General features: G+C 64.5%; 15 protein-coding genes and 1 riboswitch. Of the genes, 8 read left to right on the top strand and 7 right to left on the bottom strand.

Annotated elements, in window-relative coordinates; all coding sequences use genetic code 11:
• The first annotated feature begins 52 nt into the window (after positions 1–52).
• Both AC066Y_RS36570 and AC066Y_RS36565 read left to right on the top strand, forming a co-directional pair.
• The gene (locus AC066Y_RS36570; protein ID WP_478278094.1) at positions 53–673 is read left to right on the top strand and encodes a hypothetical protein; all 621 of its coding nucleotides are present in this window, start codon (positions 53–55) and stop codon (positions 671–673) included.
• A gap of 178 nt (positions 674–851) precedes the next feature.
• Positions 852–1,805: a ribose-phosphate pyrophosphokinase gene (locus AC066Y_RS36565; protein WP_171948021.1), complete on the top strand. Its 954-nt coding sequence runs from the start codon at positions 852–854 to the stop codon at positions 1,803–1,805.
• Positions 1,806–1,964: 159 nt separating this feature from the next.
• Here AC066Y_RS36565 and AC066Y_RS36560 read toward each other — a convergent pair whose 3' ends face one another.
• Positions 1,965–2,771 (bottom strand): SDR family NAD(P)-dependent oxidoreductase, encoded by an 807-nt coding sequence (locus AC066Y_RS36560; protein ID WP_478278093.1) that lies wholly within the window; start codon positions 2,769–2,771, stop codon positions 1,965–1,967.
• A 108-nt stretch (positions 2,772–2,879) separates the two neighbouring features.
• Positions 2,880–3,461 carry a 6,7-dimethyl-8-ribityllumazine synthase gene (locus AC066Y_RS36555; RefSeq protein ID WP_478278092.1) on the bottom strand — a complete coding sequence of 194 codons (582 nt, stop codon included), beginning with the start codon at positions 3,459–3,461 and terminating at the stop codon, positions 2,880–2,882.
• A 78-nt stretch (positions 3,462–3,539) separates the two neighbouring features.
• Positions 3,540–3,694: riboswitch (FMN riboswitch) on the bottom strand.
• A gap of 444 nt (positions 3,695–4,138) precedes the next feature.
• Between AC066Y_RS36555 and AC066Y_RS36550 the strand changes: the two genes are divergently transcribed.
• Together AC066Y_RS36550 and proC are read left to right on the top strand one after the other, a co-directional pair.
• Positions 4,139–4,639: a type III secretion system chaperone family protein gene (locus AC066Y_RS36550; protein WP_016844492.1), complete on the top strand. Its 501-nt coding sequence runs from the start codon at positions 4,139–4,141 to the stop codon at positions 4,637–4,639.
• A 195-nt stretch (positions 4,640–4,834) separates the two neighbouring features.
• Positions 4,835–5,662, top strand: a complete 828-nt coding sequence (gene proC / locus AC066Y_RS36545) for a pyrroline-5-carboxylate reductase (protein WP_478278091.1) — start codon at positions 4,835–4,837, stop codon at positions 5,660–5,662.
• Positions 5,663–5,782: 120 nt separating this feature from the next.
• On the opposite strand, the gene AC066Y_RS36540 is transcribed toward proC, so the two are convergent.
• The 4 genes from AC066Y_RS36540 to AC066Y_RS36525 form a co-directional block, all read right to left on the bottom strand.
• Positions 5,783–6,178, bottom strand: coding sequence for a thioesterase family protein (locus AC066Y_RS36540; protein ID WP_478278090.1), 396 nt, complete (start codon positions 6,176–6,178; stop codon positions 5,783–5,785).
• A gap of 170 nt (positions 6,179–6,348) precedes the next feature.
• The gene (locus tag AC066Y_RS36535; protein WP_044538952.1) at positions 6,349–6,552 is read right to left on the bottom strand and encodes a tautomerase family protein; all 204 of its coding nucleotides are present in this window, start codon (positions 6,550–6,552) and stop codon (positions 6,349–6,351) included.
• Between the two features lie 113 nt (positions 6,553–6,665).
• Positions 6,666–8,180, bottom strand: coding sequence for a histidine--tRNA ligase (gene hisS, locus AC066Y_RS36530; protein ID WP_478278089.1), 1,515 nt, complete (start codon positions 8,178–8,180; stop codon positions 6,666–6,668).
• 261 nt (positions 8,181–8,441) lie between these two features.
• Positions 8,442–9,521: a branched-chain amino acid aminotransferase gene (locus tag AC066Y_RS36525; RefSeq protein WP_478278088.1), complete on the bottom strand. Its 1,080-nt coding sequence runs from the start codon at positions 9,519–9,521 to the stop codon at positions 8,442–8,444.
• Between the two features lie 354 nt (positions 9,522–9,875).
• Between AC066Y_RS36525 and AC066Y_RS36520 the strand changes: the two genes are divergently transcribed.
• From AC066Y_RS36520 to AC066Y_RS36510, 3 genes are all read left to right on the top strand, one after another.
• Positions 9,876–10,400 (top strand): MarR family winged helix-turn-helix transcriptional regulator, encoded by a 525-nt coding sequence (locus AC066Y_RS36520; RefSeq protein ID WP_478278107.1) that lies wholly within the window; start codon positions 9,876–9,878, stop codon positions 10,398–10,400.
• Positions 10,401–10,402: 2 nt separating this feature from the next.
• Positions 10,403–11,125 carry a response regulator gene (locus AC066Y_RS36515; RefSeq protein WP_171948219.1) on the top strand — a complete coding sequence of 241 codons (723 nt, stop codon included), beginning with the start codon at positions 10,403–10,405 and terminating at the stop codon, positions 11,123–11,125.
• 110 nt (positions 11,126–11,235) lie between these two features.
• A complete protein-coding gene (locus AC066Y_RS36510) occupies positions 11,236–12,621 on the top strand; it encodes an ATP-binding protein (protein ID WP_478278087.1) in 1,386 nt (461 codons plus the stop codon).
• Here AC066Y_RS36510 and AC066Y_RS36505 read toward each other — a convergent pair whose 3' ends face one another.
• Complete coding sequence (locus AC066Y_RS36505) at positions 12,622–14,775, bottom strand: TonB-dependent siderophore receptor (protein WP_478278086.1); 2,154 nt, start codon at positions 14,773–14,775, stop codon at positions 12,622–12,624. It lies immediately after the preceding gene.
• A gap of 384 nt (positions 14,776–15,159) precedes the next feature.
• Between AC066Y_RS36505 and AC066Y_RS36500 the strand changes: the two genes are divergently transcribed.
• Positions 15,160–15,330, top strand: coding sequence for a hypothetical protein (locus AC066Y_RS36500; protein ID WP_478278085.1), 171 nt, complete (start codon positions 15,160–15,162; stop codon positions 15,328–15,330).
• The last annotated feature ends 75 nt before the right edge of the window (positions 15,331–15,405 follow it).

The raw sequence follows: 15,405 nt of genomic DNA, 5'->3' as shown, positions 1-15,405 counted from the left end.
GTGGCCGTCCTGCCCTAGACGTTAAGCCGTTTTAACGATATCGCAGGACGCAATGAGGGAAGCGTCAAACTACCAGTTTCAAACTGGGACAGTCGTGCGTGCCGCGATCACAGCCACATGGCTGGCGATTGGCTGCGCACTTGGCGGATGCGCGGCCGGCGGCAACGTGGCCGACTCCTACGCAATGGCGACACCTGCGAGCGGCGGCGCAACCGTCGCGTTCGAATCGATCGACGGTCCGCCGCCCCAGGTCTTCGACCGCATGGTCGGAGTGCTCGACAGCGAATCGAAGCTGCGCAGCCTGTCGATCGTGTCGCGCCAGGGCACCGCAGCCTATCGCGTGCGCAGCTATCTCTCGGCGCAGGTGGTGCGCGGCCGCACCATGATCGCGTGGGTCTGGGACGTCTATGACAGCAACCAGCAACGGGCGCTCCGGCTGTCCGGCGAGGAGCCCGCCGGCAAGGCCGGCCGCGACGCCTGGGCCGCCGCCGACGATCTGGTGCTGCGCAAGATCGCCCAGGCCGGCCTCAGCGGCCTGTCCAGCATGATCAATGGCGGCCCGGCGGATGGCCCGGCGCCCGCCGCGGCACCGGAGCTCCGTGGGCCAGCGATGGTCAGCGCCCCGGCCTCCGCCGCGCCAGAGACCGTGGCACTTAGCTATTCCGCCAACTAACCCCCGGAATCTCCCGGGGAAAGGCGTTTTTTGCCCAGGAAAACGTGGGCCGAAGCGCCTAATGGGTTGCCATCGGCGGCGCCTCCCTGATATTCCCTCGCGCACCGAAAACCCGCCGGTTCTGTAAGGACTTGAGATGCTGAACGTCGTATCCAGCAAGGCGCGGGGGGAAGCATCGATGTCGGCAAAGAACGGATCAATCAAGCTCGTCGCCGGCAACTCCAATCCTGCGCTGGCGCAGGACATTGCCAAGGGACTTGGCATCGAACTGACCAAGGCCGTGGTCCGGCGCTTCGCCGACATGGAGATCTTCGTCGAGATCCAGGAGAACGTCCGCGGTTCGGACATGTTCATCATTCAGTCGACGTCGTATCCGGCCAACGACAATCTGATGGAGCTTTTGATCATCACCGACGCGCTGCGCCGTTCCTCGGCGCGCCGCATCACCGCGGTGGTGCCCTATTTCGGCTACGCTAGGCAGGATCGCAGGTCCGGCTCGCGTACGCCGATCTCGGCCAAGCTCGTCGCCAACCTGATCTCGCACTCCGGCGTCGATCGCGTCATGACGCTCGATCTGCACGCCGGCCAGATCCAGGGCTTCTTCGACATCCCGACCGACAATCTGTTCGCCGCGCCCCTGATGGTGCGCGATATCCGCGAGAAGTTCGACCTCGCCAAGGTGATGGTGGTGTCGCCCGACGTCGGCGGCGTGGCGCGTGCCCGCGGCCTCGCCAAGCGCATCAACACCCCGCTTGCGATCGTCGACAAGCGCCGCGAGCGCCCCGGTGAGTCCGAGGTGATGAACGTGATCGGCGACGTCGCCGGCTACAACTGCATCCTGGTCGACGACATCGTGGACTCCGGCGGTACGCTGGTGAACGCGGCCGAGGCGCTGATCGCGCACGGCGCCAAGGAAGTCTCGGCCTACATCACCCACGGCGTGCTGTCCGGCGGCGCCGCCGCGCGGATTGCCTCGTCGCGGCTGAAGGAACTGGTCATCACCGACTCGATCCTGCCGACCGAAGCCGTCAACAAGGCGCCGAACATTCGCCAGATCTCGATCGCCGGCCTGATTGCCGAAGCGATCGGCCGCACCGCGGCGGAAGAGTCGGTCTCCAGCCTGTTCGATTGATGCTCGATATTTGCTGTCGTCCCTGCGAAAGCAGGGACCCAACCACAGGCCGTTGTTGTTGCGAAGGCTGTGGCGCCAGCGTTGTAAATCAATTCGCATTCGTGGTTATGGGTCCCGGCTCAAGGCCGGGACGACAGCGAGTTTATGGTTCGCTCCAACTCAAAACCCGGGCCGCGGCACGTGGCTCATCAGCGTCCGCGCATAGCCGCCATCGACGATGATCTCCTCGCCATTGACGTATGACGCGCGGTCGCTCGCCAGGAACAGTGTCGCGTCCGCCATGTCCTGCGGCGCGCCGATCCGGCGCATCGGCACCACGGCGGTGCGCCGCTCGGTGACCCCCGGCGTATCGTAGAAGGCCTGGCTCATCGGCGTGACGACGAGGCCCGGGCTGACCACATTGCTGCGGATGCCGTGCGGTCCCCATTCGGCGGCGAGTTGCTGCGAGAGCATCACGACGGCGGCCTTGCTGACGCTGTAGGCGCCGCTCTGCCCCTGCGCATTGCTGGCGGCGATCGAGGCGACGTGGATGAGGCTGCCGCGCCCGGCCTTGCGCATCTGGCGGCCGAACGCCTGCGCGCAGATGAAGTAGCCGGTGAGATTGACCGCCAGCACCGCGTTCCATTCGGCGAGCGGCAGCGTGTCGAGCCCGCCAGGGCGCAGCACCGCCGCGGTGTTGACGAGGATGTCGCAAGAACCAAGCGTGCGCGCGACGGCATCGGCCGCAGCCGCGACGTTGTCTTCGCTGGTCGTGTCGCAGCTTGCGACGAGATGACCATCGCCGAACTCGCGAAGCCTTGCCTTGGTCTCCGCCAGCCCGCGCTCGTCGCGATCGAGCGCGGCGACCCTGGCGCCGGCGCGCGCGAAACTGACCGCGGTGGCGCGGCCGATGCCGCCACCTCCGCCGGTGACGACGGCAACGCGGCCAGACAGGCCGAGCCAGTCGGAAGAATGTTGTTCGGTCATGGGCGCCTCCCGCGCGTTCTGATTATGCCGGCAAGCATAACCGAACGCGCTGGCTGCGACAGCGATCCCGGCACGCATGCCGGAATCGCTTTTGCGTTGGGCCTTGAGCTAGCCAGGTATTCCCGCCGCGACCTGGCCGCGCAGACGTTCCAGGCTGAGCAGTGTGTTGGCGCAGGCCTCCGCGACCTCGATCCCCTTGATCACGAAGTGCTTGCGGAAGAAGTCGTAATGCACCTCGGTCTCGTGGAATTGCTGCGGCGTCAGCACCGCCGAGAACACCGGCACTTCGGTGCGCAACTGCACATCCATCAGCGCCTTGATCACGGTGTCGGCGACGAATTCGTGGCGGTAGATACCACCATCGACGACGAGCCCGGCCGCGACGATCGCGGTATAGCGGCGGGTCTTCGCCAGCAGTTGCGCGTGCAGCGGGATCTCGAACGAGCCCGGCACCTCGAACACGTCGACATTGGTGATATGCCGCGCCTCGATCTCCTTCAGGAAGGAGATGCGGCACTCTTCCACCACGTCGCGATGCCAGGACGACTGCACAAAGGCAACGCGCTGCGGCTTGGCGAAGTGCGGATGCTCCGGCGCCGGCGGACGAGCCGGCGTATCGGGAGCGCTTGCTGCTTGGGAGGTCTGGACTTGAGAAGCTTGAACGTCTTGGTCTTGCAACATCTGATTCATGGCTTTCCTCTTTCAGGACCAGAATCAGGGCACACGGACAACGACACAAGCCCGCGCGAAAATCGCGTTGGCTGCCGCAACCGTTCTCTTTCATCCGGACTGTAACCGTCGGCTTCGGAATTGCACCGAATCTGCTGACCCTTCCTCCGGCTTCGCGGAAGAAGGCGCTCGCGGGCTTGGGCTCATCACCCTTTACCGCCGGTGGGGATTTTCACCCCGCCCTGAGAACATCGGCACGCCCGGGATGGACGTGCCTGGGGCGAAATATGACCAAACCGCGACAGCTGGGCAAGCACCTTTGGCATGGGGAAACGGCATGTCCCCATGAGCGCGCTGCGGCCCTTGCAGAGAGAAGTGAGCGCCCGAAAGGCTGATTCACGCGTGCGGCGAGGCGCCCGTAAATGGTTAATAAATCGTTACGCGAACGCCGAGATTCCGATTTGTTCGCCAAATCACAAGTGTGGCGGAGATCAGCTGTGGACGATGCGCGCTTTGGCTGTGGACGGACTCGGCGTGCGGTTGCGCGGATTCCGCAAATCACATCACTTCATCGGCGTCAGGTCCAGGGGCATCCGGAAGCCCGGTCAAGGAACTGCACTCGGCCACGACGCAGTATGTCGCAAGTGCCGGCTTCCGTGTGCGTATCAAGCGATCATAAGAACAAGGTCCGAGACGGCATGTCCCTCCTCGAAAGCATTATCGATTCCCGGAACAACCCGCTTGCGGTGGTCGAAGATATCGCCACCGACAACAACTGGGCGTTCGAGCGTTCCGGCGAAGACGAGGTGACGATCGTCTCCAAGGGAGACTGGATCGATTATCAGCTCTCCTTCACCTGGATGGGAGAGATCGAGGCGCTGCATCTCGCATGCGCCTTCGACATGAAGATGCCGCAGGCGCGGCGCGCCGAGGTGCAGCGGCTGGTCGCCGCGATCAACGAGCAATTGTGGGTCGGCCATTTCGACCTGTGGACCCACACCGGCATGGTGATGCATCGTCAGGCACTGGTGCTGCCCGGCGGCCTCACCGCGTCCACCGCGCAATGCGAGGCCATGGTGGTCAACGCGATCCACGCCTGCGAGCGCTACTACCCGGCGTTCCAGTTCGTGGTGTGGGCCGGCAAGTCGACCGCCGAGGCGATGGCCGCCGCGATGTTCGATACCGAGGGCGAGGCGTAAGGGTTTCGCTCCAGCGTCCACACGTTCGGTGTCGTCCCTGCGAAAGCAGGGACCCATACTCCGCGGCCCCAGTGGTTGCGCAAACTGCTTGTGGCTCGCTTCGCGCTTCTCTAGAACCGCTTGTGGTTATGGGTCCCTGCTTCCGTGCGCAATTGCGCACTAGGCAGGGACGACACAGAGTTTGTGGAGCCACCTGTGAACACAAGCAGCGCACTGAAGAATACGACCGGCACCATCGTGCTTGCGGGCGCGGGCAAGATGGGCGGCGCCATGCTGACCGGCTGGCTCGCGCAGGGCCTCTCGCCCAAGCAGGTCGCGGTGATCGATCCGCATCTTTCGCCCGAGATCTCCGCGCTTGCCGCCAAGGGCGTGCGGCTCAATCCGCAGGCGAAAGATCTCGGCGCGGTCGACACGCTGGTCGTCGCGGTGAAGCCGCAATCGTTCCGCGACGCCGGCGCCGCGCTGAAGGCGCTGGTCGGTCCGTCGACCCTCGTGGTCTCGATCATGGCCGGCACGACGATGTCAGCGCTGGAAGAGGTGATCGGCGGCGCGGTGGTGCGCGCGATGCCGAATACGCCGGCGGCGATCGGCCGCGGCATCACAGTCGCGGTGCCGTCAAAGCGCGTCACCGGCGCGCAGCGCGCCATGACGGATGCGCTGCTGAAGGCGACCGGGCTGGTCGAATGGGTCGACGATGAGAACCTGATGGACGCGGTGACCGCGGTCTCGGGCTCCGGTCCGGCCTATGTCTTCCTGCTCGCCGAGGAACTCGCCCGCGCCGGCGTCGCGGCCGGCCTGCCCGAGCAGCTCGCGACCACGCTGGCGCGCGCGACCGTCGCCGGCTCCGGCGAGTTGCTGCATCGCTCCGATCTGCCGTCGGCGACGCTGCGGCAGAATGTCACCTCGCCCGGCGGCACCACGGCGGCCGCGCTCGAGGTGCTGATGGCGAGCGACGGCATGCAGCCGCTGATGACCCGCGCGATCGCTGCGGCAACCCGGCGCTCGAAAGAATTGGCGAAGTAGTCTCCTGCTGATCCCGTCATCCTGAGGTGCGAGCGGAGCGAGCCTCGAAAGGTTCACGGCCCGTGGCCCATCCTTCGAGACGCGCTACGCGCTCCTCGGGATGACGTCTGAATGTGCGGCCTACGCCGCGCCGAGCCGCCTGTTGAAGCTCTCGACATTGATCAGGCCGCGGGCGTGGCGGCCTTCGCCGAGCCTGCGCGTGCCTTCAAAGGCCTCGACCTCGAAGCGGATCACGCGGCGCTCGACCGCGATCACCCTTGCGGTGGTCCGTACGGTGGCGCCGACAAGAGCGGCGGCGAGATGGCGAATATCGACCTCGGTCCCGACGGTGACCCAGCCGGGCCGCAGCGCGGCACGAATGGCATCGCCCGACGCCATCTCCATGTCGAGGATCATCATCGGCGTCGCGTAGACCATCGGCATGCCGGGCACGAAATGCCCGACCGTGCGCTCCGGCGGCACCACGAGCATGCGCTCGGCGCTCATGCCGATCTTGATGAAGTCGCGTGCGTCCATGTGGCCTCAAAAAGACTGTCGTCCCGGCCTTGAGCCGGGACCCATAACCACGAATGCCTGATGTCACGAAGGCTGGCACCCCAGCGAGCACAACAACAAGCATTGGTGGTTATGGGTCCCTGCTCCAGTGCGCAATTGCGCACAAGGCAGGGACGACGAAGTGAATGTAGTTATTTCTTCGCGGCGGCGGCGCGCTCGACGAAGGTCTTGCCACCCTTCATCTTGTGATGCAGCGGCGCTTCGTTGATCTGGATCACGACCGCATCGGCGTCGACGCCGAGGTTCTTCACCAGCGCCTGGGTGATGTCGCGCATCATGCCGGCCTTCTGTTCGTCGGTGCGACCGGCGGCCATGCTGACTGTGATCTCGGGCATCGGAATAACTCCCTTGTTGTTGTTGACGTGCAAACCGGTCGTCTGCCGGTCTGGCTGGCGCGCCATCTTTTTGAAGATGGATGCGCGGGTCAAGCCCGCGCATGACAAACCAGCTATCCCCAGTTCACGTCGTGCCGCGCGAGCACCTCGCGGACCTTGGAGACCAGATCAGCCTCGGAGCAAGAGAACTGGGCGGGGCGTGTTTCGCGCCATTCCTGATTGGACGCGATCGCAGCCGCCGCCTTGGCGCCCTCGATCAAATCCTTGATCTGCACCTCGCCGCGCGCCTTCTCGTCCGAGCCCTGGATGATCACGCAGGGTGAGTTGCGGCGGTCGGCATATTTGAGCTGGTTGCCCATGTTCTTCGGGTTGCCGAGATAGAGCTCGGCGCGAATGCCGGCCTGGCGCAGCTGCGCGACCATCTTCTGGTAGTCGGCGACGCGGTCGCGGTCGAACACGGTGACGACGACGGGGCCGAATTCGGCCTGCGTGTCGAGCTGGCCGAGCATCGTCAGCGCGGCCTGCAGCCGCGAGACGCCGATCGAGAAGCCGGTGGCAGGCACCGGCTCACCGCGGAAGCGCGAGACGAGACCATCGTAGCGGCCGCCGCCACCGACCGAGCCGAACCGCACCGGACGACCCTTCTCGTCCTTGGTGTCGAGCAGCAGCTCAACCTCGTAGACCGGGCCGGTGTAGTATTCGAGACCGCGAACGACGGAGGGATCGATGCGGATGCGATCCGCACCATAGCCGGACGCCGCGACCAGTTTCGCGATCTCTTCGAGCTCGCTCACACCGGCTTGACCGACTTCACTCTTGGCAAGGTAGGTCTCTGCCGCGGCGATGGCATCTTTCCAATCGTCGCGCTTCTGCGTGACGGCCAGCACGATATCGGCATCCGCCGCACTCAGCTCGGCGCCCTTGGTAAAGTCGCCCTTGCCCTCTTCGCCGCCATCCCATCGCCCGGGACCGAGCAGCTTGCGAACCTCGTCGGCGGGAAACTTGTCGAGCTTGTCGATCGCGCGCAGCACCGTGAGCCTGCGGCCTGCATTGTCGTCGCCGCCGAGACCGATCGCCTCGAGCACGCCGTCGAGCACCTTGCGGTTGTTCACCTTCACGACATAGGAGCCGCGCGGAATGCCGAGCGCTTCCATCGTGTCGGCCGCCATCATGCAGATCTCGGCGTCGGCCGCCGGCGTTGCCGAGCCGACCGTATCGGCGTCGAACTGCATGAACTGGCGGAAACGGCCGGGACCCGGCTTCTCGTTGCGGAAGACATAGCCGAACCGATACGACCGGTAAGGCTTCGGCAGCGCGTCGAAGTTCTCCGCGACATAGCGCGCGAGCGGCGCGGTCAGGTCGTAGCGCAGCGAGATCCACTGCTCGTCATCGTCCTGGAACGAGAACACGCCTTCGTTGGGACGGTCCTGGTCGGGCAGGAATTTGCCGAGCGCATCGGTATATTCCATCGCCGGGGTCTCCACGGGCTCGAAGCCGTAGAGCTCGTAGACGGCGCGGATCTTCTCGACCATCGCTCGCGTGGCATTGATCGCGGCCGGGCCGCGATCTTCCAGCCCGCGCGGCAGGCGCGCCTTCAGTTTCTGGGGTTTTTTGGGTTTCTCGGCCATGTCATACGTCGGCTGCAAGTCAGTATTGACTTTAAGGCCGGGTTATCAGGCAGGGCTCTGTGCCGCAAGCGCCTGGCGCCTTCTTACCTCGCCCCGCTTGCGGGTAGAGGTCGGAATTCAAGCAAAGCTTGAATTCCGGGTGAGGGGGACTCTCCAGTCGTCCCGGTGCGGATAAGGCCCCTCACCCCACCCTCCAAGAGCGAGCTCTGCTCGTCTCGACCCCGCAAGAGCGGGGCGAGCGAGCGATGGAGCGTGCCTACTTTACGCGACGTTCCTGATCCAGTTATGCGGGTCGTTGGTGCGACCGTACTGGATGTCGACCAGCTTCTTGCGCAGGCCCATCGCGACCGGGCCGGCGACGCCGCCGCTGATCTGGAAGTCGCCGCTCGCCGAGCACACCTTGCCGATCGGCGAGATCACGGCCGCGGTGCCGCAGGCGAAGGCTTCCTTCAGCTTGCCGCTGGCGGCGTCAGCGCGCCACTGCTGGATCGTGTAGGGCTCCTCGCGCACGCGCGTGCCGGCATCCTTGGCAAGCGCGATGATCGAGTCGCGGGTGATGCCGGGCAGGATGGTGCCGAGCGGCGGCGTCAGCAGCGAGCCGTCGTCGAAGGCGAAGAAGATGTTCATGCCGCCGAGCTCCTCGATGTAGCGGCGCTCGACCGCATCCAGGAACACGACCTGGTCGCAGCCGCGCTCGATCGCTTCGGCCTGCGCGCGCAAGCTTGCGGCATAGTTGCCGCCGCACTTGACGGCGCCGGTGCCGCCGATCGCGGCGCGCGTATAGTTTTCCGACACCCAGATCGACACCGGTGCGGGACCGCCCTTGAAGTAGGAGCCGACCGGCGAAGAGATAACCGAGAAGATGTATTCCGCCGACGGCTTCACGCCGAGGAAGACCTCGCTCGCGATCATGAACGGCCGCAGATAGAGGCTGCCCTCGCCGCCCGGGATCCAGGCGCGATCGATCCGCACCAATTGCTCGACCGCCTCGATGAACACCTCCTCGGGCAGCGGCGCCATCGCCATGCGTTCGGCCGAATCGTGGAAGCGCCGGGCATTGGCGTCGGGACGGAACAGGTTCACCCCGCCATCGTCGCGCCGGTAGGCCTTGAGACCTTCGAAAATCTCCTGGGCGTAGTGCAGCACCGCGCCAGCCGGATCGAGCGGAAAATTCGCGCGTGCCTCGACGCGGGCGCTGTGCCAGCCCTTGCCCTGGCTGTAGCGGACGATCGCCATGTGATCGGTAAAGACGCGGCCGAAGCCCGGGTCCACGAGCTTCGCCGCGCGATCCTTGTCGGACGTGGCGTTCGGCGAAGGCTGGATGTCGAATTTCAAAGTCATTTTTCTTGCTTTCCGCTGTCGGAACCGGCGCCATACCGGGCGACGGCCTGTTTCCCCCGGAGCCATCAGACTCGGCTGGTGCGAACTTCACCACCGCCGGCAACCCGGCCGGTTTCCATCGCCAACATGCCGTTTAGACATGCTTTTGCGGAGTGCTGAAGTCCAGTATGTTTGCCGAAATGCCGCTCGACAATCGCACGGTAGTCCAATTTGCGGCCCAAACCGCCTCACGGGCTTTTTCAGGCCGCCTCAAACGCTGTCGGGAACGGAACGATCTAATGTTTCGTCGTGACAGGCAGTTTTGTAACATTGAACCCAAGATACGTCAATATGACTGACATAAATATCTCAGGCATGGCTGCCAAGCCCGATTCGCAGGGAGATGATCACACTCCTGCGGCGGGCGGCCGCGACCTGCGCTGGGACATCATCGAGCTCCTGTTCTTCGCCTACCGCGACTTTGTCGGCGACGCCGACCAGGAACTGGAGGCGTTCGGCTTCGGCCGCGCCCACCACCGCGTCATCCACTTCGTCACCCGCTATCCCGGCCTGAAGGTCGCCGACCTGCTCGACGTCCTGCGCATCACCAAGCAGTCGCTCGGACGCGTGCTCAAGCAACTGCTGGACGAAGGCTACATCGTGCAGAAGACCGGCAACAACGACCGCCGGCAGCGCCTGCTCTACGCAACGCCGAAGGGCGAGGCGCTGGTCGCCAAGCTCGCAGGGCTGCAGACCGACCGCATCAACCGCGCCATCGCCGGCATCGATCCGGCCGGCGTCGAGACGGTTCGCCAATTCCTCCGCGCGATGATCGACCGCGACGATCCCGACAAGGTGCTCGAAGCGATCTTCGGCGGCGGCAGAAAAACAAGGGAGTGAACCTGGTGCAGGCTGCAACCCTGGTGCGCACGCCGGTCGAGCCGGCCGACGATGCGCCGCATCTCCTGCTGGTCGACGACGACCGGCGCATTCGCGACCTGTTGTCGCGCTTTCTCTCCGGCGAAGGCTATCGCGTCACGACGGCGATGAGCGCCACCGACGCGCGCGCCAAGCTGCTCGGGCTGCATTTCGACCTGCTCATCCTCGACGTGATGATGCCCGGCGAGAACGGCTTCGACCTCGCCCGCTTCATCCGCACCTCCTCGACGGTGCCGATCATCATGCTGACCGCCCGCCATGAGGCGGAAGCCCGCATCGAGGGCCTGCAGATCGGCGCCGACGACTATGTCGCCAAGCCGTTCGAGCCGCGCGAGCTGGTGCTGCGCATCGGCAACATCCTCAAGCGCACCGCGCCACCGCAAGTCACTGTCGTCGAGCAGATCGCGTTCGGCCCCTACATCTTCCACATTGAGCGCAGCGAGCTGCGCCAGGGCGAGGAGATCATCCATCTCACCGACCGCGAGCGCGAGATGCTGCGTATCCTCGCAAGCGCACCCGGCGAGACCGTGCCGCGCGGCGAACTGACCAGCGGCGGCACCGTCAACGAGCGCGCGGTCGACGTCCAGATCAACCGCCTGCGCCGCAAGATCGAGCATGATCCCGCCAATCCGCTGTTCCTGCAGGCAGTACGCGGCATCGGCTATCGCCTGGTCGCCTCGCCCTGAAGCGCGATGAGATCGGGATGAATCGTCATCGCGCTTCAGATCCTTATTTGAGCATGATCTTGTCGGAAAACCGCTGCGCACTTTTCCGGATCATGCTGTAGAGCATCCGCATGAGCACGCTCGACACCGGCCTGACCCTGATCAAGAACGCCTCGCAGCGCGTCTCGAAGGCGAACGGCTGGATGGGCAATGCGTTCAAGAGCTGGATGCCGACCGGCCTCTACGCCCGCGCGCTGCTGATCATGATCGTGCCGATGGTGATCCTGCAGACCGTGGTCGCGTTCGTGTTCATGGAGCGGCACTGGAACACGGTGACGCGGCGCCTGTCGGCCGCGGTGGTCTCCGACATCGCGGCGCTGATCGACGTCTACAAGAGCTATCCGCAGGACAAGGACCGCGCGCAGCTGCGCGGCATCGCCCAGAAGCTGCAGCTCGTGGTCGACTTCCTCCCCGCCGGCGACATGCCGCCGCCGGGACCGAAGCCGTTCTTCTCGCTGCTCGACCAGACCCTGTCGGTGCAGCTCGGCCGCCAGATCAGCCGTCCGTTCTGGATCGACACCGTCGGCAAGTCCAACGTGGTCGAGATCCGCGTCCAGCTCGACGATTCCGTGATGCGTATCTTCGCCCAGCGCAGCGCGGCCTACGCCTCCAACTCGGAGATCTTCATCTTCTGGATGGTCGGCACCTCGTCGATCCTGCTGATCGTCGCCGTGCTGTTCCTGCGCAACCAGATCAAGCCGATCCTCAGACTGGCCGATGCCGCCGAAAGCTTCGGCAAGGGCCGTGAGGCGCCGAACTTCCGGCCGCGCGGCGCGCGCGAGGTGCGACGCGCGGCACAGGCCTTCATCGAGATGAAGGCGCGTGTCGAGCGTTCGATCGAGCAGCGCACCGCGATGCTCGCCGGCGTATCGCATGATCTGCGCACCATCCTGACCCGCTTCAAGCTCGAACTCGCCTTGATCGGCGAAGGCCCCGAGATCGACGCGATGCGCAAGGACGTCGACGAGATGTCGATGATGCTGGAGGACTACCTTGCCTTCGCGCGCGGCGATTCCGGCGAGGTTGCGCAGCCGACCGACATGGCGATGGCGCTGGAGGAATTGCGCAGCGACGCCGAACGTCACGGCCACACCGCGACCGTCGCGTTCCACGGCCTGCCCGTCGTCACGGTGAAACCGGCCTCGTTCAAGCGCTGCCTCGCCAACCTCGTCTCCAATGCGGCGCGCCACGCCAACACGATCTCGATCACCGGCCAGCGCGACCATCGCTATCTCAACATCACGGTCGACGACGACGGGCCCGGCATCCCCGCCGACATGCGCGAGGAAGTGTTCAAGCCCTTCCTGCGGCTCGACGACGCCCGCAACCAGGACGAAGGCGGCAGCGGCCTCGGACTTGCGATCGCGCGCGACATCGCCCGCTCCCATGGCGGCGACATCATGCTTGGCGAAAGCCCGATGGGCGGCCTGCGCGCGGCGGTGCGGGTGCCGGTGTAGCTACCAGCGGTAAGACAAGGTGCCGATCACCTGACGCCGCTCGCCGGCATAGCAGTAGCCGGACTGGCAGGTCTGGTAGTGCGTGTCGAACAGATTGGTCGCGTTCAAGCGCGCGGTGGCACCGAGCAATCGCCGATCCAGCTTGCCGAGATCGTAGTCGATCACGGCATCGAACAACGTTCTCGCCGCATTCTGGAACGTATTCTGGTCGTTGCCGAAGCTGGTCCCGATATAACGGACACCGACACCGAGTCCGAGCCCTTCGACGGGGACGCCGGACTGGAACGTGTATTTGCCGAAGGCGGCGAAGGAATTCCTCGGAATGCCGGAGAGCTCGTTGCCGGTCGTATCGGGATTGCCCTGCGTGATCACGACGTTGAGATGGGTGCAGGCCGCGGTGAGATCAAATCCCTGCTTGAGCGCCAGCTTCGCCTCGAGCTCCACGCCCTTCGATTCGACCTGCCCGGTTGCCGCCTGGAAGGCCATGTTGCTGGGATCGGTGCGCAGCACATTGTCCTGCGTGATGTCGAACACCGCGGCGGTCAACAGCACTGGCACCTGCGGCATCTGGTATTTGATGCCGATTTCCTTCTGCTCGCCGATGGTCGGCCTGAACGGCGATCCCGATGCGTCGACGCCGACCTGTGGGGCGAATGCCGTCGCGTAGCTGACATAAGGCGCAACGCCATTGTCGAAGACGTAAGCGAGGCCCGCGCGGCCCGTGAAGGCGGTCGCCTTCTGCGTTGACGGCACGCCGTCGAGACCTGCGGTCGTCGTCTGCGAGACCCAGCTCTGGCGGCCATTGAGCGTCAGGATGAAGCCGCCGAGCCTGGCCTGCTCCTGCGCATAGACCCCGACCTCGTCGGTCGACTGCTTGTTGAAGATCGAGAATGCCGGCGCAGCGATCGCCTGGGCACCGTAATTCATCGTCAGCAGATTGAGATCGGGGGCCGGCCCATAGCCGATCTTGTCGTTGTAGGAGGAATGCCCGTAGTCGACGCCGAACAGCGCCGTGTTCTTGATCGCGCCGAGCATGAACCTGGCTTCGGCCTGGTTGTCGAGGGTCACGGTATTGAAGCTATCCAGGATCCGCCAGGCGGACCGCGACGCGAGATTGGTGCTGCTGTCGATGGAATCGATCTGGGTGTATTTGGCGTCGGTGTCGACCTGATAGAAGCGGACGTTCTGCCGCACCGTCCAGACGTCGTCGACATTGCGCTCGAACGCGTAACCGATGCGATTTTGCTTCTGATCCATGGCGCTGAAGGCCGGATCATTCGAATAGATGTTGGTCAATTGTCCGTCGGGCGTGCGGAAGTTGCCGATGCTCGCGGCGGTTCGGCTGCTTTGATACTCGCTGAGGATCGTGAAGGACGTATCGACGTCGGGCCGCCAGGTCAGCGCAGGCGCGATATAGGTGCGATCGTCGTCGTTGCCGGGATACCAGGTCTTCGCGTCACGGAGCAAACCCGTCAGCCGGTAGTACAGCTGATCGCTGCCGGGCACCGGACCACCGATGTCGAAGCTGCCCTGGTAACGGTCGTAGGTGCCACCCTGCAGCTGTACCTCACCGAATGTGGTCAACGGCGGCCGCTTGGTGGTGACGTCCACGATGCCCCCTGGAGAGCCGAGGCCGTAGAGGCCCGAGGCCGGGCCGCGGAGGATCGACACGCTGTCGAGACCGTAAGGTTCGATCTTGGGAATGGCGAAGTTGCCGCCGCCCTGGCGCAGGCCGTCGCGATAGATCCCCGTATAGGTCGCATCGAAGCCGCGGATGTAGAAACTATCGAACCGGGGATCATAGCCGAACGCCGTGGTCGTGACGCCGGGCGTGTAATTGACGGCGTCCTTGAGCGTCTGAACGTTACGATCCCTGAGCTCCTTTTGCGTGACGACCGAAAGCGACTGCGGCGTCTCGATCAGTGCGGTGTTGGTCTTGGTGCCGGCCGTGCTGCCGGTCGCAACGTAACCGGTCGTCGTACTGATATTGCCAGCTGTGCCCTGCGATCGCGGAGCCTGGCTCTGAGCGGATGTAGCGACACGACTGCGTCGGTTCGCCGCGACTGTGCGCGAAGACCTGCTGTTCTGACTTGAAGCGGCGGCAGCACGCTTCTTCGTCGCGCCGGGCTGATCCACCGTCACTGCCGGAAGCACGCTGACATTGTTCGGGGGAGGACTGGTTTGCGCCCGAGCGCTGGCGACGTTTGCCCCCGCTGCTCCAAGCATGACCGAACCAAGAAATGCTGCATTGATCGCAGCCGTTGATCCAAGCAAGTCGCGCTTGCTTCGATACGAAGTCATTCCCACCGAACAATTCCCCACACGCCCAGACCGATCTTGATCGAACCGCGCCGTCTTCATAACGCGACATCGATTGGGGCGGACTTCTATCGGCGGGGTTTGCGAAATTCCACACGCGCAAAATAGAATCGCTTGAAGCGCGCACGATGCGAAACACTGGAACGATTCAAGATGCACGACACCGGAATGATTCGAAGCGAGACGCTGTAGCAGCAGGCATGCATCGTGACGTCTTCGATGCGCGTCAACGTTCACTCGGATTATCTTGAGCGTGAGGTGCGCAGCGATCGTTCAATGATGTTGATTCCATCTGCGGTGGCCGACGGGCGTCGCGCTTGCAACGCGCGCCGCTACATCATCGCGCGCCAATTGGTCGCACCGACGCGCGGCGAAGACCCGTCATCCTGAGGAGCGCATAGCGCGTCTCGAAGGATGCACGGCCCGGCTATTTCCGCGCATTGCTTCTCCGCCAATGGAGAGTGG

The sequence above is a fragment of the Bradyrhizobium sp. USDA3010 genome, from assembly GCF_056429065.1.
Note: the sequence above shows the minus strand (reverse complement) of the source record. Positions and strands in the feature narration are given on the sequence as shown.

Bases quoted from the DNA above. Each gene is read 5' to 3' on its own strand.
- AC066Y_RS36570 (WP_478278094.1), top strand. From the start codon at position 53: ATGAGGGAAGCGTCAAACTACCAGTTTCAAACTGGGACAGTCGTGCGT.
- AC066Y_RS36565 (WP_171948021.1), top strand. From the start codon at position 852: ATGTCGGCAAAGAACGGATCAATCAAGCTCGTCGCCGGCAACTCCAAT.
- AC066Y_RS36560 (WP_478278093.1), bottom strand. From the start codon at position 2,771: ATGACCGAACAACATTCTTCCGACTGGCTCGGCCTGTCTGGCCGCGTT.
- AC066Y_RS36555 (WP_478278092.1), bottom strand. From the start codon at position 3,461: ATGAATCAGATGTTGCAAGACCAAGACGTTCAAGCTTCTCAAGTCCAG.
- AC066Y_RS36550 (WP_016844492.1), top strand. From the start codon at position 4,139: ATGTCCCTCCTCGAAAGCATTATCGATTCCCGGAACAACCCGCTTGCG.
- AC066Y_RS36540 (WP_478278090.1), bottom strand. From the start codon at position 6,178: ATGGACGCACGCGACTTCATCAAGATCGGCATGAGCGCCGAGCGCATG.
- AC066Y_RS36535 (WP_044538952.1), bottom strand. From the start codon at position 6,552: ATGCCCGAGATCACAGTCAGCATGGCCGCCGGTCGCACCGACGAACAG.
- hisS (WP_478278089.1), bottom strand. From the start codon at position 8,180: ATGGCCGAGAAACCCAAAAAACCCCAGAAACTGAAGGCGCGCCTGCCG.
- AC066Y_RS36525 (WP_478278088.1), bottom strand. From the start codon at position 9,521: ATGACTTTGAAATTCGACATCCAGCCTTCGCCGAACGCCACGTCCGAC.
- AC066Y_RS36520 (WP_478278107.1), top strand. From the start codon at position 9,876: ATGGCTGCCAAGCCCGATTCGCAGGGAGATGATCACACTCCTGCGGCG.
- AC066Y_RS36510 (WP_478278087.1), top strand. From the start codon at position 11,236: ATGAGCACGCTCGACACCGGCCTGACCCTGATCAAGAACGCCTCGCAG.
- AC066Y_RS36500 (WP_478278085.1), top strand. From the start codon at position 15,160: ATGCGCGTCAACGTTCACTCGGATTATCTTGAGCGTGAGGTGCGCAGC.